The sequence below is a fragment of the Streptomyces sp. NBC_01016 genome (assembly GCF_026341035.1).
GTDB lineage: Bacteria > Actinomycetota > Actinomycetes > Streptomycetales > Streptomycetaceae > Streptomyces.
The window spans coordinates 1,401,930-1,424,568 of record NZ_JAPEOQ010000002.1; the positions used below are offsets into that span (position 1 = coordinate 1,401,930).

The 22,639-nt window shown below is 70.9% G+C and carries 19 protein-coding genes and 1 tRNA gene; 12 read left to right on the plus strand and 8 right to left on the minus strand.

The genetic code is table 11. The features are described 5' to 3' along the window. The gene (locus OG746_RS33110; protein WP_266721397.1) at positions 1-381 is read right to left on the minus strand and encodes a YchJ family protein; all 381 of its coding nucleotides are present in this window, start codon (positions 379-381) and stop codon (positions 1-3) included. Between the two features lie 156 nt (positions 382-537). Next, entirely contained in the window at positions 538-1,467 is a 930-nt protein-coding gene (locus tag OG746_RS33115) for a helix-turn-helix domain-containing protein (protein WP_266721399.1), read from the minus strand. Positions 1,468-1,651: 184 nt separating this feature from the next. On the opposite strand from OG746_RS33115, the gene tkt reads away from it, so the two are divergent. The 6 genes from tkt to gnd are packed head-to-tail and all read left to right on the plus strand — an operon-like array spanning position 1,652 to position 9,987. Beyond that, positions 1,652-3,766, plus strand: coding sequence for a transketolase (gene tkt, locus OG746_RS33120; RefSeq protein WP_266721401.1), 2,115 nt, complete (start codon positions 1,652-1,654; stop codon positions 3,764-3,766). A gap of 55 nt (positions 3,767-3,821) precedes the next feature. Next, the gene (gene tal, locus OG746_RS33125) at positions 3,822-4,943 is read left to right on the plus strand and encodes a transaldolase (protein ID WP_266721402.1); all 1,122 of its coding nucleotides are present in this window, start codon (positions 3,822-3,824) and stop codon (positions 4,941-4,943) included. Then, positions 4,940-6,472, plus strand: coding sequence for a glucose-6-phosphate dehydrogenase (gene zwf / locus OG746_RS33130; protein WP_266721403.1), 1,533 nt, complete (start codon positions 4,940-4,942; stop codon positions 6,470-6,472). Before tal ends, zwf begins: the two co-directional genes overlap by 4 nt. Continuing rightward, the gene (gene opcA / locus OG746_RS33135; protein WP_266721405.1) at positions 6,469-7,416 is read left to right on the plus strand and encodes a glucose-6-phosphate dehydrogenase assembly protein OpcA; all 948 of its coding nucleotides are present in this window, start codon (positions 6,469-6,471) and stop codon (positions 7,414-7,416) included. The genes zwf and opcA overlap by 4 nt, the downstream gene beginning before the upstream one ends. Further along, a complete protein-coding gene (pgi, locus tag OG746_RS33140) occupies positions 7,409-9,058 on the plus strand; it encodes a glucose-6-phosphate isomerase (RefSeq protein ID WP_266721407.1) in 1,650 nt (549 codons plus the stop codon). Before opcA ends, pgi begins: the two co-directional genes overlap by 8 nt. A 53-nt stretch (positions 9,059-9,111) precedes the next feature. Further along, positions 9,112-9,987, plus strand: a complete 876-nt coding sequence (gene gnd / locus OG746_RS33145) for a phosphogluconate dehydrogenase (NAD(+)-dependent, decarboxylating) (RefSeq protein WP_266721409.1) — start codon at positions 9,112-9,114, stop codon at positions 9,985-9,987. A gap of 54 nt (positions 9,988-10,041) precedes the next feature. Here gnd and OG746_RS33150 read toward each other — a convergent pair whose 3' ends face one another. Next, complete coding sequence (locus tag OG746_RS33150) at positions 10,042-11,937, minus strand: serine/threonine protein kinase (protein ID WP_266721411.1); 1,896 nt, start codon at positions 11,935-11,937, stop codon at positions 10,042-10,044. Between the two features lie 80 nt (positions 11,938-12,017). Continuing rightward, positions 12,018-12,102: transfer RNA gene (locus OG746_RS33155), tRNA-Leu, on the minus strand. Between the two features lie 196 nt (positions 12,103-12,298). Here OG746_RS33155 and OG746_RS33160 point away from each other — a divergent pair. The 3 genes from OG746_RS33160 to OG746_RS45470 all read left to right on the plus strand — a co-directional run bounded on the left by OG746_RS33160 (position 12,299) and on the right by OG746_RS45470 (position 14,865). After that, complete coding sequence (locus tag OG746_RS33160) at positions 12,299-13,624, plus strand: M20/M25/M40 family metallo-hydrolase (protein ID WP_266721412.1); 1,326 nt, start codon at positions 12,299-12,301, stop codon at positions 13,622-13,624. Between the two features lie 151 nt (positions 13,625-13,775). Further along, entirely contained in the window at positions 13,776-14,009 is a 234-nt protein-coding gene (gene chpH / locus OG746_RS33165) for a chaplin ChpH (protein ID WP_266721413.1), read from the plus strand. Positions 14,010-14,136: 127 nt separating this feature from the next. Continuing rightward, positions 14,137-14,865: a chaplin gene (locus tag OG746_RS45470; protein WP_323179713.1), complete on the plus strand. Its 729-nt coding sequence runs from the start codon at positions 14,137-14,139 to the stop codon at positions 14,863-14,865. A 91-nt stretch (positions 14,866-14,956) separates the two neighbouring features. Here the strand turns inward: OG746_RS45470 and OG746_RS33180 are convergent, their stop codons facing one another. Further along, the gene (locus tag OG746_RS33180) at positions 14,957-15,145 is read right to left on the minus strand and encodes a DUF5703 family protein (RefSeq protein WP_111666225.1); all 189 of its coding nucleotides are present in this window, start codon (positions 15,143-15,145) and stop codon (positions 14,957-14,959) included. Positions 15,146-15,192: 47 nt separating this feature from the next. On the opposite strand from OG746_RS33180, the gene OG746_RS33185 reads away from it, so the two are divergent. Further along, positions 15,193-15,864, plus strand: a complete 672-nt coding sequence (locus OG746_RS33185; RefSeq protein WP_266721416.1) for a hypothetical protein — start codon at positions 15,193-15,195, stop codon at positions 15,862-15,864. 144 nt (positions 15,865-16,008) lie between these two features. Here OG746_RS33185 and OG746_RS33190 read toward each other — a convergent pair whose 3' ends face one another. Beyond that, positions 16,009-18,408: a helix-hairpin-helix domain-containing protein gene (locus OG746_RS33190; RefSeq protein ID WP_266721417.1), complete on the minus strand. Its 2,400-nt coding sequence runs from the start codon at positions 18,406-18,408 to the stop codon at positions 16,009-16,011. Further along, entirely contained in the window at positions 18,405-19,388 is a 984-nt protein-coding gene (locus tag OG746_RS33195) for an aldo/keto reductase (protein WP_266721418.1), read from the minus strand. Before OG746_RS33195 ends, OG746_RS33190 begins: the two co-directional genes overlap by 4 nt. Before the next feature lie 144 nt (positions 19,389-19,532). Between OG746_RS33195 and OG746_RS33200 the strand changes: the two genes are divergently transcribed. Continuing rightward, on the plus strand, positions 19,533-20,594 hold the full coding sequence (locus OG746_RS33200; protein WP_266721420.1) for an LLM class F420-dependent oxidoreductase: 1,062 nt from the start codon (positions 19,533-19,535) through the stop codon (positions 20,592-20,594). Positions 20,595-20,824: 230 nt separating this feature from the next. Beyond that, complete coding sequence (locus OG746_RS33205) at positions 20,825-21,613, plus strand: ferritin-like domain-containing protein (RefSeq protein ID WP_266721421.1); 789 nt, start codon at positions 20,825-20,827, stop codon at positions 21,611-21,613. Positions 21,614-21,625: 12 nt separating this feature from the next. Here the strand turns inward: OG746_RS33205 and corA are convergent, their stop codons facing one another. Continuing rightward, the gene (gene corA, locus OG746_RS33210) at positions 21,626-22,627 is read right to left on the minus strand and encodes a magnesium/cobalt transporter CorA (protein ID WP_266721422.1); all 1,002 of its coding nucleotides are present in this window, start codon (positions 22,625-22,627) and stop codon (positions 21,626-21,628) included. Positions 22,628-22,639: the final 12 nt, after the last annotated feature.

The following is a 22,639-nucleotide window of genomic DNA, read 5'->3' on the forward strand; positions in this document are numbered from 1 at the left end:
TTACTCGATGAAGTCCCCGTCGACGTACACCCACGCCCCGTCCACCCGGGAGAACCGACTGCGCTCGTGCAGCTCGCCGCCCTTGTAGCGGGCGCGGAAGGTGACGGTGCCGTGCTGATGAAACGCGGACCCGTCGACCGCCTCCACAATCTCAAGCCCGGTCCACCGCGGCGCGTCACCGAAGTCAATGCCCGGCGGCCGCGTGTCCGGGTGCCAGGTCCGCATCAGATACGCCCCGTCCTGCCGCACGAAGGCGGCGTACCGCGACCGCATGAGCGCCTCGGCGGAGGGCGCCGCCGCGTCACCACGGTGGTAGCGACCGCAGCAGTTCTCGTAGGGGGAGGGGAGCCCGCAGGGGCAGGTGGGGGTGTGACGTGACATCCCCTCATTCTGCCAATGGTTCAAGCCTCGGCAGCGATCGAATGGATCAGGCCTCGGCGGCGATCGAGCAAATTAAGCCCCGCCGGCGATTGAGGCGCGGGGTCCGGGGCAGAGCCCCGAGTCGTCAACCACGGCCGACCGCCCCGAACCTCGACGTCACACCTGCTCCGCCCGAAACCCCGCCGGCGAAGCCCCCACGTGTTGCTGGAAGAACTTCGAAAAGTTCGCCGAGTCCGCAAACCCGACCGCAACCCCGATCCGCCCCACCGGCAACTCCGTATGCGCAAGCATCCGCTTGGCCTCCAGAATCACCCGCCGATCGATGAACGCCTTCGGGGTGAGCCCCGTCGCCGCCCGCACCGCACGGACCAGCGTCCGCCGCGAGTACCCCAACTCATCCGCGTACGCACTCACGCTGTGGTTGGACGTGAACCCGTGCTCGACCGCCGTACGGAACCGCGAGAACGCAGAGGCCACAGCGTCCTGCTGCGGCTTCCCGTCCTCCGCCTCCGCCGCGGCCTGCGCCGACACATGGGCCACGCGCAGCATCAGGGCCGTCAGGGTGTGCCGCAGCACCGACGTGTGCAGGCTCAGCGGCAGCGTGACCGTGTCCAGGTACTCGCGCCGCAACTGCTCCAATGAGGCGTCCAGTGCGGCGAGTTGGTGCGGGTCGGGGTGCAGCAGCGGCGGCCGGTCGTAGCGGTAGAGCCCCGTCGCCTCGACGATCGCCCGCGGCAGAAAGCCCGGCTGCATGGTCAACGCCGTGCCGACATACGCGTCGTCCGCGGAGAACCCGTGCACCTGCCCCGGCCGGATCCACAGGATGTCCCCGGCCCCCACCTCGTACTCGGTGAAGTCGATCATGTGGCGGACGGGGCCCTCGCGGAAGAACAGCAGGACGTGGAAGTCGATGCGGTGCACGCGCCGCGACAGCCCGACGCCACCCGCCCATGGACCCTCGGAGCCCATCGGCCCGACCTGTATCCCGACGCCGGACAGGCTCGCGCTCGGGTCGAACGGATAGGTGCGGATGTGCGCCGCCGTTCCCAGATGTGCGCTCGTCTGTGAGGGGTCCTGCTCCGTCATCCACTTTCCTTGACTTCGACCGATGTGTGTGTCCCATTTTCACCGAACGCTGGCACGGGGGCACCTGTCGAGCGAAAAGTATGACCTTTACATTCGTAGGTGGTTCGACCTGGGACTTTGGTCCCGGTCGGGCGGTGCCTTTTGGTACCTCGGCAGGACAACGGATGTGAAGGAAGCTGGACAGATGAGCACGCAGACACCGGACGGACTCGACCCCTTCGAGAAGCCCTTCGAGTGGACCGAACGCGACCAGCGTGCCGTCGACACCGCGCGCCTCCTGGCGGCGGACTCGGTGCAGAAGGTCGGCAACGGACACCCCGGCACCGCCATGAGCCTGGCCCCGGCCGCGTACACCATCTTCCAGAAGGCCATGCGGCACGACCCGGCCGACCCGGAGTGGACCGGCCGCGACCGCTTCGTCCTGTCGCCCGGCCACACCAGCCTCACCCTCTACACCCAGCTCTTCCTCTCCGGTTACGAGCTGGAGCTCGACGACCTGAAGGCGTTCCGCACCCAGGGTTCGAAGACGCCGGGCCACCCCGAGTACGGCCACACCGCCGGTGTCGAGACCACGACCGGTCCGCTCGGCCAGGGTGTCGCCAACGCCGTGGGCATGGCGATGGCCGCCCGCTACGAGCGCGGCCTGTTCGACCCCGAGGCCGCCGAGGGTGCCTCCCCCTTCGACCACACCATCTGGGCGATCGTCTCCGACGGCGACCTGGAGGAGGGGGTCTCGGCCGAGGCCTCGTCCCTCGCGGGCCACCAGAAGCTCGGCAACCTCGTCTTCGTCTACGACGACAACCACATCTCCATCGAGGGCGACACCGCGACCGCCTTCTCCGAGGACGTCCTGAAGCGCTACGAGGCGTACGGCTGGCACGTGCAGCGCGTCACGCCCACCGCCGAGGGCGACGTCGACCCGAAGGCCCTGTACGAGGCGCTCGCCGCCGCCAAGGCCGTCACCGACAAGCCGTCCATCATCGCGATGCGCACGATCATCGCCTGGCCGGCCCCGACCGCGAAGAACACCGAGGCCTCGCACGGCTCCGCGCTCGGCGCCGAGGAGATCGCCGCCACCAAGCGCGTCCTCGGCTTCGACCCCGAGCAGTCCTTCATCGTCGAGGACGAGGTCATCGCCCACACCCGTGGCGCCCTCGACCGCGGCGCCGAGGCGCACGCCGCCTGGGACAAGCAGCTCGCCGAGTGGCGGAACACCAACCCCGAGCGCTCCGCGACCCTCGACCGCGTGCTCGCGGGCCGCCTCCCCGAGGGCTGGGAGGACGCCCTGCCGTCCTTCGAGACCGGCACGAAGGTCGCCACGCGCGCCGCGTCCGGCAAGGTCCTCCAGGCCCTCGGCCCGGTCGTCCCCGAGCTGTGGGGCGGCTCCGCCGACCTCGCCGGCTCCAACAACACGACGATCGACAAGACCAGCTCCTTCCTCCCGAAGGGCAACCCGCTGGCCGAGGCCGACCCGTACGGCCGCACCGTGCACTTCGGCATCCGCGAGTTCTCGATGGCCGCCGAGATGAACGGCATCGCGCTGCACGGCAACACCCGCATCTACGGCGGCACCTTCCTGGTGTTCTCCGACTACATGCGCAACGCCGTCCGCATGTCGGCCCTCATGCAGCTCCCGGTCACCTACGTCTGGACCCACGACTCCATCGGTCTCGGTGAGGACGGCCCGACCCACCAGCCCGTCGAGCACCTCGCCGCGCTGCGCGCCATCCCGGGCCTGAACGTGATCCGCCCGGCCGACGCCAACGAGACCGCCATCGCCTGGCGCGAGATCCTCAAGCGCGGCACCGAGAAGCCGGCCCCGCACGGCCTGGCGCTCTCCCGTCAGGGCCTGCCGACGTACGAGGCCAACGAGGACGCGGCCAAGGGTGGCTACGTCCTGGTCGAGGCCTCGAAGGGCACCCCGGACGTCGTCCTGATCGCCACCGGCTCCGAGGTTCAGCTCGCCGTCGCCGCCCGTGAGCAGCTGGAGGCCGAGGGCGTCGCCACCCGCGTCGTGTCGATGCCGTCCGTCGAGTGGTTCGAGGAGCAGGACGCCGAGTACCGCGCCGCCGTCCTGCCGCCGTCGGTGAAGGCCCGCGTGGCGGTCGAGGCCGGCATCGGTCTGACCTGGTACCGCTACGTCGGTGACGCCGGTCGCATCGTCTCCCTGGAGCACTTCGGCGCCTCCGCCGACGCGGGCACGCTCTTCGCCGAGTTCGGCTTCACCGCCGAGAACGTCGCCGACAAGGCCCGCGCCTCTTTGAAGGAAGCACGAGCTCTCGCCGCCGCCCGCGCCTGACCCTCACACACTGAGAAACACCACCCCGTACGCCCGAAAGAAGATGAAGCAGAACATGAGCAACGCCGTCGCACCCCTCAAGTCGCTGTCCGACGAAGGCGTTTCCATCTGGCTGGACGACCTGTCCCGCACCCGCATCGAGTCCGGCAACCTCGCCGAGCTCATCGCGGCCCAGCACGTCGTGGGCGTCACCACGAACCCCTCGATCTTCCAGGCCGCCATCGGCAAGGGCGAGGGCTACGAGGAGCAGCTCGCCGACCTGGCCGTCCGCAAGGTCACCGTCGACGAGGCCGTCCGCATGATGACCACGCAGGACGTGCGCGCCGCAGCCGACATCCTGCGCCCGGTCTACGACGCCACGCAGGGCCGTGACGGCCGCGTCTCCATCGAGGTCGACCCGCGCCTGGCGCACAACACCGAGGCCACCATCGCCGAGGCCAAGCAGCTCGCCTGGCTCGTCGACCGCCCCAACGTGATGATCAAGATCCCGGCGACCCTCGCGGGCCTCCCGGCCATCACCGAGGTCATCGGCCTCGGCATCTCGGTCAACGTCACGCTGATCTTCTCCCTCGACCGCTACAAGGCCGTCATGGACGCCTACCTGGCCGGCCTGGAGAAGGCCCACGAGCGCGGCATCGACCTCGCCACGATCCACTCGGTCGCCTCCTTCTTCGTCTCCCGCGTCGACGCCGAGATCGACAAGCGCCTCGACAAGATCGGCACGGACGAGTCCGCTTCGGCGAAGGGCAAGGCGGCGCTCGCCAACGCGCGTCTCGCCTACGAGGCGTTCGAGCAGGCCTTCGGTACCGAGCGCGCCACCAAGCTGGAGGCCGCGGGCGCCAACAAGCAGCGCCCGCTGTGGGCCTCCACCGGCGTCAAGGACCCCGCGTACAAGGACACCCTGTACGTCGACGAGCTGGTCGCACCCGGCACCGTCAACACCATGCCCGAGGGCACCCTGAAGGCGACCGCCGACCACGGCGAGATCACCGGTGACACCATCACCGGCCGCTACGAGCAGGCCCGCGCCGAGCTGGCCGCCGTCGACGCGCTCGGCATCTCCCTCGACGAGGTCACCCAGCAGCTCGAGGACGAGGCCGTCGCCAAGTTCGAGATCGCCTGGAACGACCTGCTCTCCACCGTCTCCTCCCGCCTGACGGAGGCTGAGTCCAAGTGAGCTCCACCGCTTGGCAGAACCCGCTGAGGGACCCCCGCGACCGCCGTCTGCCGCGCGTCGCGGGCCCCTCCGGGCTCGTCATCTTCGGCGTCACGGGCGACCTGTCCCGCAAGAAGCTGATGCCGGCCGTCTACGACCTCGCCAACCGCGGCCTGCTGCCGCCGGGCTTCTCGCTCCTCGGCTTCGCCCGCCGCGAGTGGGAGGACCAGGACTTCGCGCAGGTCGTCCACGACTCGGTCAAGGAGCACGCCCGCACCCCCTTCCGCGAGGAGGTCTGGCAGCAGCTCGCCGACGGCATGCGCTTCATCCCCGGCGACTTCGACGACGACACCGCGTTCAAGCAGCTGCGCGAGTCCGTCGACGAGCTCGACGAGAAGCGCGGCACCAGCGGCAACTACGCGTTCTACCTCTCCGTACCGCCGAAGTTCTTCCCCAAGGTCGTGCAGCAGCTCAAGAAGCACGGCCTCGCGGACGCGCCCGAGGGCTCCTGGCGGCGCGCCGTCATCGAGAAGCCGTTCGGCCACGACATGGAGTCGGCACGCGACCTGAACGCGATCGTGCACGACGTGTTCTCGCCCGAGCAGGTCTTCCGCATCGACCACTACCTCGGCAAGGAGACCGTCCAGAACATCCTGGCGCTCCGCTTCGCCAACCAGATGTACGAGCCCATCTGGAACCGGTCGTACGTCGACCACGTGCAGATCACGATGGCCGAGGACATCGGCATCGGTGGCCGCGCCGGCTACTACGACGGCATCGGCGCCGCCCGCGACGTCATCCAGAACCACCTGCTCCAGCTGCTCGCCCTCACGGCGATGGAGGAGCCGGCCGCGTTCGACGCCGAGTCGCTGGTCAACGAGAAGCTCAAGGTCCTCAAGTCCGTACGGCTGCCCGACGACCTGGAGAAGTCCACGGTCCGCGCGCAGTACGCGGCCGGCTGGCAGGGCGGCGAGAAGGTCCCCGGCTACCTCCAGGAAGACGGCATCGACCGGGCGTCGAAGACCGACACCTACGCGGCCGTGAAGCTGGGCATCGACAACCGCCGCTGGGCGGGCGTCCCGTTCTATCTGCGCACCGGCAAGCGCCTCGGCCGCCGCGTCACCGAGATCGCCGTCGTCTTCCAGCGCGCCCCGCACTCCCCGTTCGACCACACCGCCACCGAGGAACTCGGCCAGAACGCGATCGTCATCCGCGTTCAGCCGGACGAGGGCATGACGGTGCGCTTCGGATCCAAGGTGCCGGGTACGTCGATGGAGATCCGCGACGTGTCCATGGACTTCGCTTACGGCGAGTCGTTCACCGAGTCCAGCCCGGAAGCGTACGAGCGGCTGATCCTGGACGTGTTGCTGGGCGACGCCAACCTCTTCCCGCGCACGGAAGAGGTCGAGGAGTCCTGGCGCATCCTCGACCCCATCGAGGAGAACTGGGACAAGGTCGGCAGGCCCGCCCAGTACGCCTCGGGCAGCTGGGGCCCGAAGGAAGCGGACGAGATGCTCGCACGAGACGGACGGAGCTGGCGCAGGCCATGAGGATCGACCTGACCGACACCACGGCAAGCAAGGTCAACAAGGCGCTCGTCGAAGGGCGCCGCGCCATCGGGACCCCCGCCGTGGGCATGGTCCTGACGATGGTCATCGTCACGGACGAGGAGAACGCGTACGACGCGACGAAGGCCGCCCAGGAGGCGTCCCGCGAGCACCCCTCGCGCACCCTCGTCGTCATCCGGCGCACCAAGCGCCTGGCCCGCGAACGCCACGGCAACCGGCTCGACGCCGAGGTCCGCCTCGGCTCCGAGGCCGGCACCGGCGAGACCGTGGTGCTGCGCCTGTACGGCGAGGTCGGCAAGCACGCCGACTCCGTCGTCCTGCCGCTGCTGCTGCCCGACGCCCCGGTCGTCGTGTGGTGGCCCGTGGACGCGCCGGAGAACCCCGCCAAGGACCCGCTGGGCGCGCTCGCCCAGCGCCGGATCACCGACGCGTACGCCGTCGAGGACCCGGTCGCCGCGCTCGCCCAGCGCTCGAAGTCCTACGCGCCCGGCGACACCGACCTGGCCTGGACCCGGCTCACCCCGTGGCGCTCCATGCTGGCCGCCGCGCTCGACCAGGCCCGCGCCGAGATCGTCTCCGCGGCCGTCGAGTCCGAGGCCGACAACCCCAGCGCCGAACTGCTCGCGCGCTGGCTCGGCGCCCGGCTCGGCGTCAAGGTCGAGCGGGTCACCACGGACGGCCCCGTCGTCACCGCGGTCCGCCTCGGCACGCCGGCCGGCGAGATCCGCATCGACCGCCCCGAAGGACCGCTCGCCAAGCTGACCCTCCCCGGCCAGCCCGAGCGCACCCTCGCCCTCAAGGTCCGCTCCACCGCCGAGCTGATCGCGGAGGAACTCCGCCGCCTCGACGCCGACGAGATGTACGCCGTGGCCCTGCAGGCAGCCGCCCACGGCAAAGTCACCAAGGAGTCCGTTCAACATGCCTGACACCGCCCCCTTCCTCACCCGCCGCCCGCAGTGGACGGCCCTTGAGGACCACCGCGCGAAGTTCAACGGCACGCACCTGCGCGATCTGTTCGCGAAGGACGCGGCCCGTGCCGAGCGCTACACGCTCGACGTCGGTGACCTGCACATCGACTACTCCAAGCACCTGATCACGGACGAGACCCTCGCCCTGCTCCAGGAACTGGCCACCGCCACCGACGTGTTCGGGCAGCGCGACGCCATGTTCCGCGGCGAGAAGATCAACACGACCGAGGACCGCGCCGTGCTGCACACGGCCCTGCGCGCCCCGGCCGACGCCGTGGTCGAGGTCGACGGCGAGAACGTCGTGCCGAAGGTGCACGAGGTCCTCGGCCAGATGGCCGCCTTCGCGGACAAGATCCGTTCGGGCGAGTGGACCGGCCACACCGGCAAGGCGATCAAGAACGTCGTCAACGTCGGCATCGGCGGCTCGGACCTCGGCCCGGCCATGGCGTACGAGGCGCTGCGCCCGTTCACCGCCCGCGACCTGACGTTCCGCTTCGTGTCGAACGTCGACGGCGCCGACCTGCACGAGGCCGTCCGCGACCTCGACCCGGCCGAGACGCTGTTCATCATCGCGTCCAAGACCTTCACGACGATCGAGACGATCACCAACGCGAAGGCGGCGCGCTCCTGGCTGCTGGCGGCGCTGGGTGACGACGCGGCGGTCGCGAAGCACTTCGTCGCCCTGTCGACGAACGCCGAGAAGGTCTCCGAGTTCGGCATCGACACGGCCAACATGTTCGCGTTCTGGGACTGGGTCGGCGGCCGCTACTCCTTCGACTCGGCCATCGGCCTCTCGCTGATGATCGCGATCGGCCCGGACGCCTTCCGCGAGCTGCTCGACGGCTTCCGCCTGGTCGACGACCACTTCCGCACGGCCCCGGCCGAGGCGAACGCGCCGCTGCTGCTCGGCCTCCTCGGCGTCTGGTACGGCAACTTCCACAGCGCCCAGTCGCACGCGGTGCTGCCGTACTCGCACTACCTCTCCAAGTTCACCGCGTACCTCCAGCAGCTCGACATGGAGTCCAACGGCAAGTCCGTGGACCGCCAGGGCCGCGGCGTGGAGTGGCAGACGGGCCCCGTCGTCTGGGGCACCCCCGGCACCAACGGGCAGCACGCCTACTACCAGCTCATCCACCAGGGCACGAAGCTGATCCCGGCGGACCTCATCGGCTTCGCGAAGCCGGTCGACGAGCTGTCCGACACCCTCGCGGACCAGCACGACCTGCTGATGGCCAATCTGTTCGCGCAGGGCCAGGCCCTCGCCTTCGGCAAGACCGCCGAGGAGGTGCGCGCCGAGGGCGTCGCCGAGGAGCAGGTCGCCCACCGCACGTTCAAGGGCAACCACCCGACGACGACGATCCTCGCGCGCGAGCTGACCCCGTCGGTCCTCGGCCAGCTCATCGCCCTCTACGAGCAGAAGGTCTTCGTCCAGGGCGCCATCTGGAACATCGACTCCTTCGACCAGTGGGGCGTCGAGCTCGGCAAGGTCCTCGCCAAGCGCGTGGAGCCGGCCCTCACCGAAGGTGCCGAGGTCCCCGGCCTGGACGCCTCGACGCAGTCCCTGGTCGGCACGTACCGCGCGCTGCGCGGCCGCAAGTAGCCCGCAACCAGCCTCAAACAGCCTCAACTAGCACTGAAGGTAAGTGAACTGACATGCAGCTCGGTCTCATCGGTCTCGGCAAGATGGGCGGCAACATGCGCGAGCGCATCCGCCGCGCCGGCCACACCGTCATCGGCTACGACCGCAACCCCGAGGTCTCCGACGTCGCCTCCCTCCAGGAGCTCGTCGAGAAGCTCGAGGGCCCGCGCGTGGTCTGGGTGATGGTTCCGGCCGGCGCCGCCACCCAGTCGACCGTCGACGAGCTCGGCGACCTGCTCTCCGAGGGCGACATCGTCGTCGACGGCGGCAACTCCCGCTGGACCGACGACGAGAAGCACGCCGAGGAGCTCGCCGCCAAGGGCATCGGCTTCGTCGACGCCGGTGTCTCCGGTGGTGTGTGGGGCCTGGAGAACGGCTACGCGCTCATGGTCGGCGGCTCCGAGGAGAACGTCGCCAAGGTCAAGCCGGTCTTCGACGCCCTCAAGCCCGAGGGTGACTTCGGCTACGTCCACGCGGGCAAGGTCGGCGCGGGCCACTTCTCCAAGATGGTCCACAACGGCATCGAGTACGCGATGATGCAGGCCTACGCCGAGGGCTGGGAGCTCCTGGAGAAGGTCGACTCCGTGGACAACGTCCGCGAGGTCTTCCGCTCCTGGCAGGAGGGCACGGTCATCCGTTCCTGGCTGCTCGACCTCGCGGTCAACGCGCTGGACGAGGACACGCACCTCGACAAGCTGCGCGGCTTCGCCGCCGACTCCGGCGAGGGCCGCTGGACCGTCGAGGCGGCCATCGACAACTCCGTGCCGCTGCCGGCGATCACCGCGTCGCTCTTCGCGCGCTTCACCTCCCGCCAGGAGGACTCGCCGCAGATGAAGATGATCGCGGCGCTGCGCAACCAGTTCGGCGGCCACGCCGTCGAGTCCAAGTAGGCGCCACACACGAAGCCCGCCGGACCTCGCGGTCCGGCGGGCTTTTTGGTGCGTCTACCGGTCGGCGTTGCGCCAGACCTTCGCGTCCAGGGTGACGTTCTTGCCCTCCGTCTTGCCCCGGAGCGTCAGCAGCCCGACGTCCCCCGAGCCGGCGTCCAGGCACAGGCGCTGCCCCACCGGCAGGTCGTAGACCCAGTAGGAGTCCTTGGCCGCATGCGCGTTGCGGCACGCTTCGCGGGTGGCCGGCTGCCCGGCGGGGAGCAGCGCGAGCGAACTCCCCGAGGTGGTGCCGGGCGCCAGCACCGCGCCGTTGCTGTAGACGGCGTAGGTCAGATCCTCGGTCGACTGCCCGTCGTCCGGCTTGGCCCGCACCGGATCGTCCGCGAGATACAGGTCCTGGCTGTCCGTCATCACGATGCCGTTGTACGTCGACGGGAGCGGGGGCGCCGAGGTCGGGGGCCCGCTCGTGGGGTCCGTCGGGGGAGCGGAGGTGGGGTCCGCGGCCGAGCCCGAAGGGGCGGGCGCCGCGCCCGACTTGGACGCTTTCGGCGACTTCGAGGCGCTCGGGGAGGCGGACTTCGACGCGGACGCCGACTTCGACGCGGAGCGCGTCGCCTCGGGGTGGCCGGAGGCCGCAGGACCTGCCGCTCCGTCGGCCTGCCGGCCGCCGGGCACGAAATACAGCGTGGCGGCCGCGCCGCACGCGACCAGCACGACCCCGGCGGCCGCCATCAGCCAGGCACGGGAGCGCCTGCGTCGGGGCTCGGTGCTCACAGCGGCGGTCTCGGCGCCCAGAGGTGCGACGGGAGAGGGGCTGTCGGGGGCCGTCGCCGGATGGCCCTGCTGCCCCTGCCCGGCGGTCGGTTCCTGGGAAAACGCGACGGGCGGTCCGAACACACCGGCGGGGGCGGCGCTCCCGGGCGTCTCGTCGGGACCCGTGGCACCGCGCGGCGGCGTCGCGTGACCCGTCGGCTCCGCCCCGGTCACCCGGGCCCCCTCGGCACGCGCCGCGATCCCCTCGGCGAGCTCACCCGGAAGCCAGGCGTCCGTCGCGGGCCCGGGACCACCGGGCAACGACTCACGGATCACCTGGACCGTCTCGATGACCTCCCGCACCGTCGGCCGGTCATCGGCCGGCTTGCTGAGGCAGCGGGCTATCAACTCCCGCAGGGCGTCCGGGACCTTGGACAGATCCGGCTCCTCGTGCACGACCCGGTACAGCACCGCGTGCGGATCGCCCTCCCCGTACGCGGTGCTCCCGGTGGCGGCGAACACCGCGGTCTGGCCGAGCGCGAACACATCGGCCGAGCCGCTCGCGGAGCCGCCGAGCACCTGCTCCGGAGCCATGTACGCGACCGTGCCCACGGCCGACCCGCTGCGCGTCACGGACGTCGCGTCCGCCGCCCGCGCCACACCGAAGTCGATGACGCGGGGCCCGTCGGAGGCCAGCAGCACGTTCGACGGCTTCAGGTCGCGGTGCACGATCCCCGCGTCGTGCACCGCCTGGAGCGCCTCCGCGATCCCGGCCGTCATCCGCAGCACCGTGTCCACCGGCAGCGGCCCGTGCTCGCGCACCGCCTCCGCGAGCGAGGGCCCGGGCACGTACGCGGTCGCGCACCACGGCACCGGGCTCTCAGTGTCACTGTCGACGACCGGCGCCGTGTAGAGCCCGTGCACCTTGCTCGCCGCGGCGACCTCGGTACGGAATCTGCGGCGGAACTCGGGGTCCTCGGCCAGCTCGGGTCTGATCACCTTGACCGCGACGGCCCGGCCGCCCGGCGTGTGCGACAGATAGACGCGCCCCATGCCACCGGAGCCGAGCCCCGCGACCAGGCGGTATCCGCCGGCCGTCCGCGGATCCTTGTCGTCCAGCGGACGGAAACCGCCGTTGCCGGGCTCCCTGTTCGCCCACACGTCCCGCTGCACCCCCAGGTTGCGTCGAAGGTCCATTGCATCACGTGACGCAACGCACCCCTCCGTCGGTGCCGGGCAACGCAAAAGACCCCAGAATCATCTGGGGTCTTTCTCTGTGTCCGAGGGGGGACTTGAACCCCCACGCCCGATAAAGGGCACTAGCACCTCAAGCTAGCGCGTCTGCCATTCCGCCACCCGGACAAGGTGTCTGCCGCCTGTGTGCGGGGCGTTTCCCGCGGCGACACAGAGAACATTACCAGGGATTCGGAGTGCCTCGATCAGCCCCCCGGCCCGGTGCCCCCGCCTGTGAACGGCACGTGACGAGAGGCGCCCGGCCTTGGGTCCGGGGGCCGGGGGAGAGAGGATGAGAGGTATCCACGGCAAGAGAGGAACCAGCGTGAGCGAGCCGAGCACGGGCAGGGCGGTCTCCGGACAGGACGAGGTCGTCGACCTCTGCCGCGAACTGATCCAGATCGACACCAGTAACTACGGCGACCACTCGGGCCCGGGCGAGCGCAAGGCCGCCGAGTGGACGGCGGAGAAGCTCGCCGAGGTCGGCCTCGAGCCGAAGATCTTCGAGTCCCACCCGGGCCGCGCCTCCACGGTCGCCCGGATCGAGGGCGAGGACCCGTCGCGGCCCGCCCTCCTCATCCACGGCCACACCGACGTCGTCCCGGCGAACGCGGCGGACTGGACCCACCACCCGTTCTCCGGCGAGATCGCCGACGGCTGTGTCTGGGGCCGCGGCGCCGTCGACATGAAGGACATGGACGCGATGACCCTCGCGGTCGTCCGCGACCGGCTGCGCACCGGCCGCAAGCCCCCGCGCGACATCGTCCTCGCCTTCCTCGCCGACGAGGAGGCCGGCGGCGTCTTCGGCGCCCGCCACCTGGTGCGCAACCACCCGGACCTCTTCGAGGGCGTCACCGAGGCGATCAGCGAGGTCGGCGGCTTCTCCTTCACGGTGAACGAGCAGCGCAGGCTCTACCTCGTCCAGACCGCAGAGAAGGGCATGCACTGGATGAAGCTGTCCGTGGCCGGCACCGCCGGGCACGGCTCCATGATCCACCGGGACAACGCGATCACCGAGCTGTCCGAGGCCGTCGCGCGCCTCGGCCGCCACAAGTTCCCGGTCCGCGTCACCAAGACGCTCCGGCACTTCCTCGACGAACTCGGCGACGCCCTCGGCACCGAGCTCGACCCGGAGGACATGGAGGAGACCATCGCCAAGCTCGGCGGCATCGCCAAGCTGATCGGCGCCACGCTCTCCAACACCGCGAACCCCACGCAGCTGAACGCCGGTTACAAGGTCAACGTGATCCCCGGCGAGGCCACGGCCAACGTCGACGGCCGCTTCCTGCCCGGCCACGAGGACGAGTTCCTCGCCGACCTCGACCGGATCCTCGGCCCGAAGGTCAAGCGTTCGGACGTGCACGCGGACAAGGCCGTCGAGACCACCTTCGACGGGGCGCTCGTCGAGGCCATGAAGACCTCGATCGAGGCCGAGGACCCGATCGGCAAGGCCATCCCGTACATGCTCTCCGGCGGCACCGATGCCAAGTCCTTCGTGGAGCTCGGCATCCGCAACTTCGGCTTCGCGCCGCTGCAGCTGCCGCCCGAGCTGGACTTCGCCGGCATGTTCCACGGCGTCGACGAGCGGGTGCCGGTGGACGGCCTCAAGTTCGGTGTGCGGGTCCTGGACCGCTTCATCGACGCGTCCTGACGTCAACCCGGCACAAGGTCGGAAATCGTTCGCACGTGCGCAATGGACCGGAAAGAGTGAAAGGCGCCGTACGCTCGTAGCCCCATCAGTTCTTCCTCGTTACAGGGAGTGCAGTCCGCGGCTGGGACTGCATTGCCAACTAGGAGGAATAATGCTCAAGAAGGTCATCGCCGCTGCGGCTGCCACTGGTGGTCTGGTTCTCGCGGGTGCGGGCATGGCCGTCGCCGACTCCGGCGCGCAGGGTGCTGCCACGCAGTCCCCCGGCGTCGTTTCGGGCAACGTCATCCAGGTCCCGGTCCACGTGCCGGTGAACGTGTGCGGCAACACGGTCTCTGTGATCGGGCTGCTGAACCCTGCCTTCGGTAACACCTGCGCCAACGACTGACACGTTGTTGTGCCTCACCCCTTGAGGGTTTGAGCCCACGGCCCCGGAGTGCGAGCCATGCACTCCGGGGCCGACGGGTTGGACACGGTTCCAGGGCAAGACTTAATAAGGCAAGGCAGGGAAACCTATGCGACAGGTCATGCGGAAGGGCCTGATCACCGTGGCGGCCGCGTCCGGCGTACTCGCCGTCACCGGTGGCTACGCGCACGCGGACTCGAGTGCGAACGGGAGCTCGTCGGACTCGCCGGGCGTCCTGTCCGGCAACTCCGTCGAGGCGCCCGTGGACGTCCCGGTGAACGTCTGCGGCAACACGATCAACGTCGTCGGACTGCTCAACCCGGCGTCGGGCAACGACTGCGGCGGCTCGGGCGGCGGCGACAAGGCCGGCGACCAGTCCTCGGACGGCGGCGCGCAGACCGGAGGGAACACCAGCGACTCGCCCGGTGTCGGCTCCGGCAACCACGTGTCGGTCCCGATTCACGTGCCGGTGAACGGGTGCGGGAACTCCATCGGCGCCGGCTCGGTCGGCAACGGGACGACCGGCAACGGCTGCTCCGACGACGGCGGGGGCGGCGGCACCACCACGCCCCCGGTGGACTCGAACACCCCGCCCTCGCGCGCCGGGGACCCGCAAGGCTCCTCGGAGCACTCGGGCGGGGCCAACGTTCCGGGCACGCAGACCGTCGACATGCCCAAGGGCGAGTCCCAGCTCGGGCAGACGGGCAGCCCGAGGGCGGCGGCCGGCGAGCTCGCGGAGACCGGCAGCTCCGTGCCGATCGGCGCGGTCATTCCGCTCGCCGGCGGCGCGCTGCTCGCGGGCGCGCTGCTCTACCGGCGGGCGAACGCTGCGGCGTGACATCAGGCACTACGAAAACGGAGCGGGCCCCGCACGGACGGGGCCCGCTCCGTTTTCGATTCCTGCCCGAGGGGCTCGGCCTGCCCTCAGGTCACCATGTGGCCCGCACCTGGCGGATGATCCGTCGGCGCAGGCGCACGCGGCGACTGCCGTCGCGGCGCAGGCTCAATCGGTCCAACTCCCAGTGTCCGTACTCTGCATGGTCCGTCAGCAGACGTGTCGCGTCCTTGCGGGAGACCCCGCGCGGTACGTACACGTCGACGAATTCGTATTCCGGCATCGCATCTATTGTGCGGGCAGCGGCCCGGTACGGATAGCGTCTGCACTATGTCTGATGCTGCGCAGCCCACCGCTGCCGAGGTACGCGCCGCCGCCGAGGCGGTCAAGGCTGCGCTCGACGTCCACTTGGCGGCGGTCGAGCGCCGGTCGGGAGAAGACGATCCGGCCGTCTACGAAGCGTTCAACGAACTCGCCGCCGCGGCCGAGGAGTACGACGAGCTCCTCTACGACCGCTACGACGAGGTCACCCCCTTCGAGATCCCCGGCAGCGAGGACTCGCTGCCGCCGTACGCGGGACCGGAGGAGCCGAACGCGCTGAGCGTGCTGATCCGACGCGACTACGCCGTGGTCGAGCCGCAGCGTCTCCTCGCCCAGGCCGGGCGGGTCGCCGACCTGGAGGCGGAGCCGGACGCGGAGACGGCGAACGGGGCGGGCAGCAGTGTGCACGCCGCGCTCGGCGTCCTCTTCGGCGAGTTCGAGCCCGATGAAATCGCCTCCCGGCACAAGGAGTTCGGCCTGGAGGAGGGCGACTCCACGCTCTGGGTCACGGCATCGGACGACTCCACGGATCCCGGTGAGTGGCTGGAGGCCCCCTTCGAGCAGGTCGACCCGCAGCGGGTCGTGTGCCGCTTCGATGTGAGCGCGGTCTTCGACGACGACGAGTTCGACCCCGACGAGCCCTCCGGGCCGGACGCGCCCCTGGAGGACCCGGACCGCTGACATCCGCCGGAGCGGTGCCCCACGCCACGGGGCTCCGCCCCGGACCCCGCGCCTCAAACGCCGGCGGGGCTGGAAGGATCGGGGCTCTGCCCCGGACCCCGCGAGCTCTCGTCCGAAGAGCGGGCTGGATTCGCGGGGCTTGATTTACGGCTGCGGTACCTGGGCAGCGACCAAGCCTCGCAGTCGTGTGGTGCGTGGCTTGGCTGCGATCTCCGATACGGCTCGCGGGAGGGCCGTGTCCGCGCCGTGGACCACCGAGAGGTGCCGCTCGCCGCGGCCGAAGGCCGTATAGACCCAGGGGCGACTGAGCGCCTGCGTGGCATCGCCGGGGAGCACGACCACGGCCGCGGGCCACCGGACCCCGACGGCCTGATGTCCGGTCACGGCCCACCCGTGCCGCACGGCCCCCTGCTCCACCTGCTCCTTCGGTACGAGGACGGGGGCGCCGTCGCACTCGAGCCGCAGGCCCTCCGCGTCGGCCCCGACGACCACGCCGGACCGGATCCGCCCGCGCCCGGTCACGTACACCGCCCGGTCACCGGGGTCGAAGCCCCCGAACCGCCCGGGCCCCGGGTTGAGCCGCTCCTTCAGCGCCACGTTCAACGCCCGCGTCCCCGCGGCGCCCCCGTGCCCCGGCGTGATCACCTGCGTCTGCTCGGCCGGCACCCCGATCGCCCGCGGCACCGAGTCCGCGACGAGCTGCACGGTGCGGTGGATCGCCTCGGCCGGGTCCCGCACCGGAACGATCACCACCTCCTTGCCGGGCGCCTCCACCTGGTTCAGCTCACCGATGCCGATACCGGAGACCAGCTCGCCGATCGGTCCGAAGTCCGGCGTGCGGGAGGCGATGCGCGGACAGATCTCCGCCGCGGCGACGTCCGCGAAGACCCGGCCCGGGCCCGCCGACCACAGCGTCCCCGGGTCTCCGCTGAGCACCAGGCACGTCCCGTCGGCAAGCAGTTCCACGAGCATCGCGGCGTCGCCCACGTCCAACTGCGGCGCGTCCAGGACGACCAGGACGTCGAGGGCGAACGCCCCGTCCCGGTCGAGCCCGGGGCCCTCCGCCTGCGCGAGCAGACCCGCGACGGTCGCGGTGGCCGTCTCGGGCGCGTCCGGGCCGAGGAGCTCGGCGGCCCGGCGGCGGCCGTCCGCACCGTGCGCGGCGACGCACACCCGCAGGCCCAGCTTGCCCGCGGCGGCCGCCGCGGCGATCGGCTCGGCACGGGCCGCCTCGCCGCCGGTGTGCAGGACGAGGCGGTGCGCGGCGATCGCCCGGATCAACTCGGCCGTCGTGCCGCGCTCGGCCGCGGCGGCCTCCTCCAGTCCTGCGGTGGCCGAACCCTCCTCCTTGGGCGCGGCGTTGAGCAGTCGGGCCAGCCCGTCGGCGAGGCTCTCCTCGGCGAGCGCGTACCGCTCAAGACCGACCAGGACGCGTACCGGCCGCTCCGCCTCTTCCTCCTCGCCGTCCTCCTCGGCGGCGGGCGCGGGGATCGGCGCGTCCTCCAGGGGGTCGTGGAAGATCAGCGCGTCGCCCTCCGCGACGGCGCTCTGCACGGCCTCCTCCGCATCGGGCACCCCTTGCTTGCCGAGCGCCTCGGCGAGCACCGACAGGTCGAGGGCCGTGTGCCCGGCGTTCGCGGCCTGCTCGAGCAGCCATACGGTGACGGCGCGGCCCCGCCGCTCGTCGTCGGGCCCGCACTCCGCGCCGAGCAGCGCCCGCGCGAACCCGTCGGCCTGCTCGGGGCGCACCCCGCTCACCCGCAGCAACTGCCAAGGATCCGCGCGCAGTTCGTCGCCCGCGCCCTCGCCCAGGGCCGCGGCGGCCGCACCGGCCAGCGATTCGGGAGCCCCGCCCTCGGCGAGCACGGCCCGCACCGAGTCGACGGATTCCGGGTCGGCGCCGGCCTGAACGGTGGCCTGCGGCCTGCGCACGGGTTCGGCGGGGGCGGCGGCCGGGGCGTCCTGCCGCGGCTCGGGCCGCGCGAGCACGGGGGCGGCGGCCGGCTTCTCCCCGCTCTCCACCGCGCGCACGGCGGCCAGCAGGTCGGCGGCGGTCCCGCTCAGCTTCGTCCCGGCGTCGATCGGCCCTTCCTTGGCGGCCTTCCGCTCCGCGATCCGCTCCCGGAACTCCCGCTGAGCCGCCAACTCGGCCTCGGCCTCGGACACGTCGGCGCCCTTCTCGGCACCATCCTTCGAAGAGGCTTCCGCGTCGTCCGCGTCGTCCGCGTCGTCCTCGGCCTCCGCGTCGACCTCGTCCGGCGTCGCCCCCGCGTCGGCGGCCTCCGCCCCTTCGGCGCTGTCCTCCGCGCCGTCGGCCCGGCCCGCCAAGTGCTCGGCGTCGTCGGCCCCGGCCGCCGCGGCTTCGGGTTCGCGATCCGTCCCGGCCGCCGCCTCGGCGTCGTCGGTCCCGGCCTCTGAGGCGGCAGCCCCGGCCCCGGCGCCGTCCGCCGACACCGGCTCCGCCTCCGCGCTCGCGGCGGCAGCCGGATCCGTGTCGGGGCGGGCCCCTGACTCGTTCTCCGCGGCAGCGGACTCCGTACTCACAACGTGCTCCAGTCCTGATCGGGATAGCGGTGCACGGGCGCCGACACATCGTCGAGCGCCTGGCAGATCTCGTCAGGAAGACTAAGGGCCTCCACTGACAATGCCTCCGTGAGCTGCTGCGCGTTGCGCGCGCCGACGATCGGCGCGGCCACTCCCGGCCGGTCCCTGACCCACGCGAGGGCCACCTGCAGCGGCGTCACGGCGAGCCCGTCCGCCGCCGTCGCGACCGCGGCCACGATGTGTCCTGCCGCCTCGTCGAGGTACGGCTCGACGAACGGCGCCATGTGGTCCGAGCCGCCCCGCGAGTCGGTCGGGGTGCCGGAGCGGTACTTGCCGGTCAGCACCCCGCGGCCCAGCGGCGACGAGGGCAGCAGGCCCATACCGAGGTCCAGCGCCGCCGGCAGCACCTCGCGCTCCACGCCCCGCTGCAGCAGCGAGTACTCCATCTGCGTACTGGCGAGACGCGTGCGCGTGCCGGGCGCGGCGAGCTGCCACGTACCGGCCTTGGCCAGCTGCCAGCCGCAGAAGTTCGAGACGCCCGCGTAGCGCGCACGCCCGCTGCTGACCGCGATGTCGAGGGCCTGGAGCGTCTCGTCGAGCGGGGTCCCGGGGTCGTACGCGTGCACCTGCCACAGGTCGACGTACTCCGTGCCGAGCCGGGCGAGCGAGGCGTCGAGCGCGGAGAGCAGGTGCCCGCGCGAGCCGTCGAAGCGCCGGTCGGGATCGGGCACGCTGCCCGCCTTCGTGGAGATGACCAGATCGCGCCGCGGCACCAGGCCCTCGATGAGCCGGCCGAGCAGATACTCCGACTCCCCGTCCCCGTACACGTCGGCCGTGTCGACGAGCGTGCCGCCCGCTTCCCAGAAGGCCTTCATCAGGTCGGCGGCGTCGTGCTCGTCGGTGTCCCGGCCCCACAGGAGGGTGCCGAGTCCGATCCGGGACACACGCAGGCCGGTGCGGCCGAGATGCCTCTGCTCCATGGGCGCTGAGGTTACTGGCCGAAGGTCAGGAACGGGGCCCCTGTGGATATCTGTCGCCGGGGTCGCCGGGTTAGGGTGCCGGGCGAGGCACCTTACCCATGGGTAATTCACTGGAACCGGCAAGGCGTTAAGGGGATGTGGTCAATGAAGCTCGGCATCAACCTCGGCTATTGGGGCGCGGGGATGGACGCGGACAACCTGGCCGTCGCGAAGGAGGCCGACCAGCTCGGTTACTCGGTGTGCTGGGCCGCCGAGGCCTACGGTTCCGACGCCGCCACGGTCCTCGCGTACGTCGCCGCGCAGACGGAGCGGATCGACGTCGGCTCGGCCATCTTCCAGATCCCGGCCCGCCAGCCCACGATGACGGCGATGACGGCCGCGACCCTCGACTCGCTGTCCGGGGGCCGCTTCCGGCTCGGCCTCGGTGTCTCCGGGCCGCAGGTCTCCGAGGGCTGGTACGGGGTCAAGTTCGACAAGCCACTGGCGCGCACCCGCGAGTACGTCGAGATCATCCGCAAGGCCATGAGCCGCGAGCGGGTCTCCCACGACGGTGCGCACTGGACGCTCCCGCTGCCGGACGGGCCCGGCAAGCCGCTGAAGCTGATCGTGCACCCCGAGCGCGAGCAGATTCCGCTCTACATCGCGGCGATCGGCCCGAAGAACCTGGAGCAGACCGGCGAGATCGCCGACGGCGCCCTGCTGATCTTCCCGGCTGCCGAGCACCTGGAGGAGACCGCGCTCCAGCACATCCGGGCGGGCCGCGAGAAGGCCGGCAAGACCATGGAGGGCTTCGACGTCTGTCCGACGGTTCCGCTCGCGCTTGGTGGGTCCGACGAGGCTTCCGTGAGCACGCTCGCCGACATGTTCCGGCCGTACACCGCGCTCTACGTGGGCGGCATGGGAAGCCGTAAGCAGAACTTCTACAACCAGCTCGCGCAGCGCATGGGGTACGAGAAGGAGGCCGCCGAGATCCAGGACAAGTACCTGGCCGGCGACAAGGAGGGCGCGGCCGCGGCGATCCCGCAGCAGCTCATCGACTCCACCACGCTGCTGGGATCCGTGGACCGGATCGCCGACCGGATGCGGGCCTACGCCGAGGCCGGTGTCACCACGCTGACCATCAACCCGGCCGGGCTCACGCTCGACGACCGCCTGGCCTCGTTGCGCGCGGGTATCGAGGCGATGGAGCGCGCCGGGCTGGCGTAAGGATCCAGGAACGTTCTTCTGCGGCCGTGGTGGGGGCTCGGGGGGTCTTCCCCGCCACGGCCGACGCCTTGCACAACGCGCCACGAGGGGCCTGGTTACGGCTCGTCCCGCGCCCCGTGTCCTCCGTTCGGACGAGTTGACCCGCATATCTGTTGCCCTGCCTCATGTCCCGCATTTGACTCGGACTTTGCAGTACTGCGGAGTCGGGTGCGGCGAGGTGGAGGTTGCGGATGCTGTCGGCCAAGAGTCTGTTCCAGGAGATCATCGACAACGACGAGTCGTTCCGGCTGTTCTGCTCCATCGCGGCGAGCGGTGAGTCCCAGGGCGGCTGGGAGAACGGGCGGATCGCCGCGCTGGTCCCCGAGAGTGAGCGCGGCCTCGCCCCCAAGATCGCGCGGCACGGTGCGGACGAGGACAAGCACGGGCGGATTTTCAACGCCCTCATGAAGAAGCGCGGTCTGGAGCCGGCGCCCGTCCCCGCCGAGGCCGACTACACGATGCTTCTGGAGAAGCACGGGATCGGGCTCGCGCACGACCAGCTGCGGCGCGACGAGCGGCTCTCCGTGCAGGAGATCGTCACGTACCTGGCGCACAGCCGCGTCACCGAGCAGCGGGCCTCCGAGCAGATGGTGATGCTCCGCAAGCACTTCGCCGACGACCCCGACCTCGGCCGCGCCGTCAAGATGATCTCCAACGACGAGGACAACCATCTCGCGTACTGCCACGAGGAGTTGCTGCGTTTCGCGTACGCGGGTCACGGCCGTACCATCCAGCGCATCCTGCGCGAGTGCGCCATGGCGGAGATCGCCGTCTACCGGGACGTCAGCCTCGCCGTCATGGACCACATGGGCCGCGTCCTGGGCTGGTCGAAGCCGAAGGCCGCTGCGCTTGCTGCGGGGATCCACGGCGTGTACGCGTACGAGCGCCTGGGCGGCTGGCGGCGGATGGTGTCGTTGGGGATGCCGGAGCGGCGGGATGCGTTGGGCGGTCCCGCGGCCACGTCGGTCGAGTTCGCCTGAGCCCGAGCCGCTTCAGAGCCACCCGCGGCGCTTGAACATGCGGAACAGCAGGAGTTCCAGGCCGGCCATCAGCGCGATCACCGCGGGGTACGCCCACACCCAGTGCAGTTCCGGCATGTGGTCGAAGTTCATGCCGTAGACGCCCGCGATCATCGTGGGCACCGCGGCCATCGCCGCCCACGCGGAGATCTTCCGCATGTCGTCGTTCTGCCGCACGCTCATCTGCGCCAGGTGCGCGGACAGGATGTCCGACACGAGGCGGTCCAGGCCGTCCACGGACTCGTTGACCCGCGTCAGGTGGTCGTTCACGTCGCGGAAGAACGGCCGCGCCTCCTCGTGCACGAACGGCACGGCGGCGAGGCCCCACGGTCCGACCCCGGCGAGCCGGTCCAGCGGCATCGTCAACGGCCCGGTCGCGCGCCGGAATTCGAGGATCTGGCGCTTGAAGGTGTAGATCCGCTCGGCGGTGTCACGGGTGCCGCCGCCCTGCGGGGAGAAGACCTCCGTCTCCAGCTCCTCCAGGTCGGTCTGCAGCTCGGCCGCGACCTCCAGGTAGTGGTCCACCGTGGCGTCCGCGACCGAGTACAGGACCGCCGTCGGCCCCTGCTTGAGGAACTCCGGCTCGGCCTCAAGACGCTGTCGTACGGCCTTCAGGGGCGCGCCCTCGCCGTGCCGCACGGTCACCACGAACGAGTCGCCCAGGAACAGCATCAGCTCGCCCGAGGACACCTTGTCGCTCTTCGGCTCGTACACGACCGGCTTGAGGACCACGAACAGGGAGTCGTCGTAGATCTCCAGCTTGGGCCGCTGGTGCGCCTTCAGGGCGTCCTCCACGGCCAGCGGGTGGAGGCCGAACTCCTGGCTGACCCGGTCGAACTCGTCCTCGGTCGCCTCGTGCAGCCCGATCCACACGAATGCGTCGCCCGTCGAGCGCGCCTCGTCGAGGGCGTCGGAGAAGTCGGCGGGCCGCTCCGTGCGACGCCCGTCCCGGTAGATGGCGCAGTCGACGATCACGAAGTGAATTCT

Coding starts and splice junctions, on each gene's coding strand:
- OG746_RS33110 (WP_266721397.1), bottom strand. CDS start 381: ATGTCACGTCACACCCCCACCTGCCCCTGCGGGCTCCCCTCCCCCTAC.
- OG746_RS33115 (WP_266721399.1), bottom strand. CDS start 1,467: ATGACGGAGCAGGACCCCTCACAGACGAGCGCACATCTGGGAACGGCG.
- tkt (WP_266721401.1), top strand. CDS start 1,652: ATGAGCACGCAGACACCGGACGGACTCGACCCCTTCGAGAAGCCCTTC.
- tal (WP_266721402.1), top strand. CDS start 3,822: ATGAGCAACGCCGTCGCACCCCTCAAGTCGCTGTCCGACGAAGGCGTT.
- opcA (WP_266721405.1), top strand. CDS start 6,469: ATGAGGATCGACCTGACCGACACCACGGCAAGCAAGGTCAACAAGGCG.
- pgi (WP_266721407.1), top strand. CDS start 7,409: ATGCCTGACACCGCCCCCTTCCTCACCCGCCGCCCGCAGTGGACGGCC.
- gnd (WP_266721409.1), top strand. CDS start 9,112: ATGCAGCTCGGTCTCATCGGTCTCGGCAAGATGGGCGGCAACATGCGC.
- OG746_RS33150 (WP_266721411.1), bottom strand. CDS start 11,937: ATGGACCTTCGACGCAACCTGGGGGTGCAGCGGGACGTGTGGGCGAAC.
- chpH (WP_266721413.1), top strand. CDS start 13,776: ATGCTCAAGAAGGTCATCGCCGCTGCGGCTGCCACTGGTGGTCTGGTT.
- OG746_RS45470 (WP_323179713.1), top strand. CDS start 14,137: ATGCGACAGGTCATGCGGAAGGGCCTGATCACCGTGGCGGCCGCGTCC.
- OG746_RS33180 (WP_111666225.1), bottom strand. CDS start 15,145: ATGCCGGAATACGAATTCGTCGACGTGTACGTACCGCGCGGGGTCTCC.
- OG746_RS33185 (WP_266721416.1), top strand. CDS start 15,193: ATGTCTGATGCTGCGCAGCCCACCGCTGCCGAGGTACGCGCCGCCGCC.
- OG746_RS33195 (WP_266721418.1), bottom strand. CDS start 19,388: ATGGAGCAGAGGCATCTCGGCCGCACCGGCCTGCGTGTGTCCCGGATC.
- OG746_RS33200 (WP_266721420.1), top strand. CDS start 19,533: ATGAAGCTCGGCATCAACCTCGGCTATTGGGGCGCGGGGATGGACGCG.
- OG746_RS33205 (WP_266721421.1), top strand. CDS start 20,825: ATGCTGTCGGCCAAGAGTCTGTTCCAGGAGATCATCGACAACGACGAG.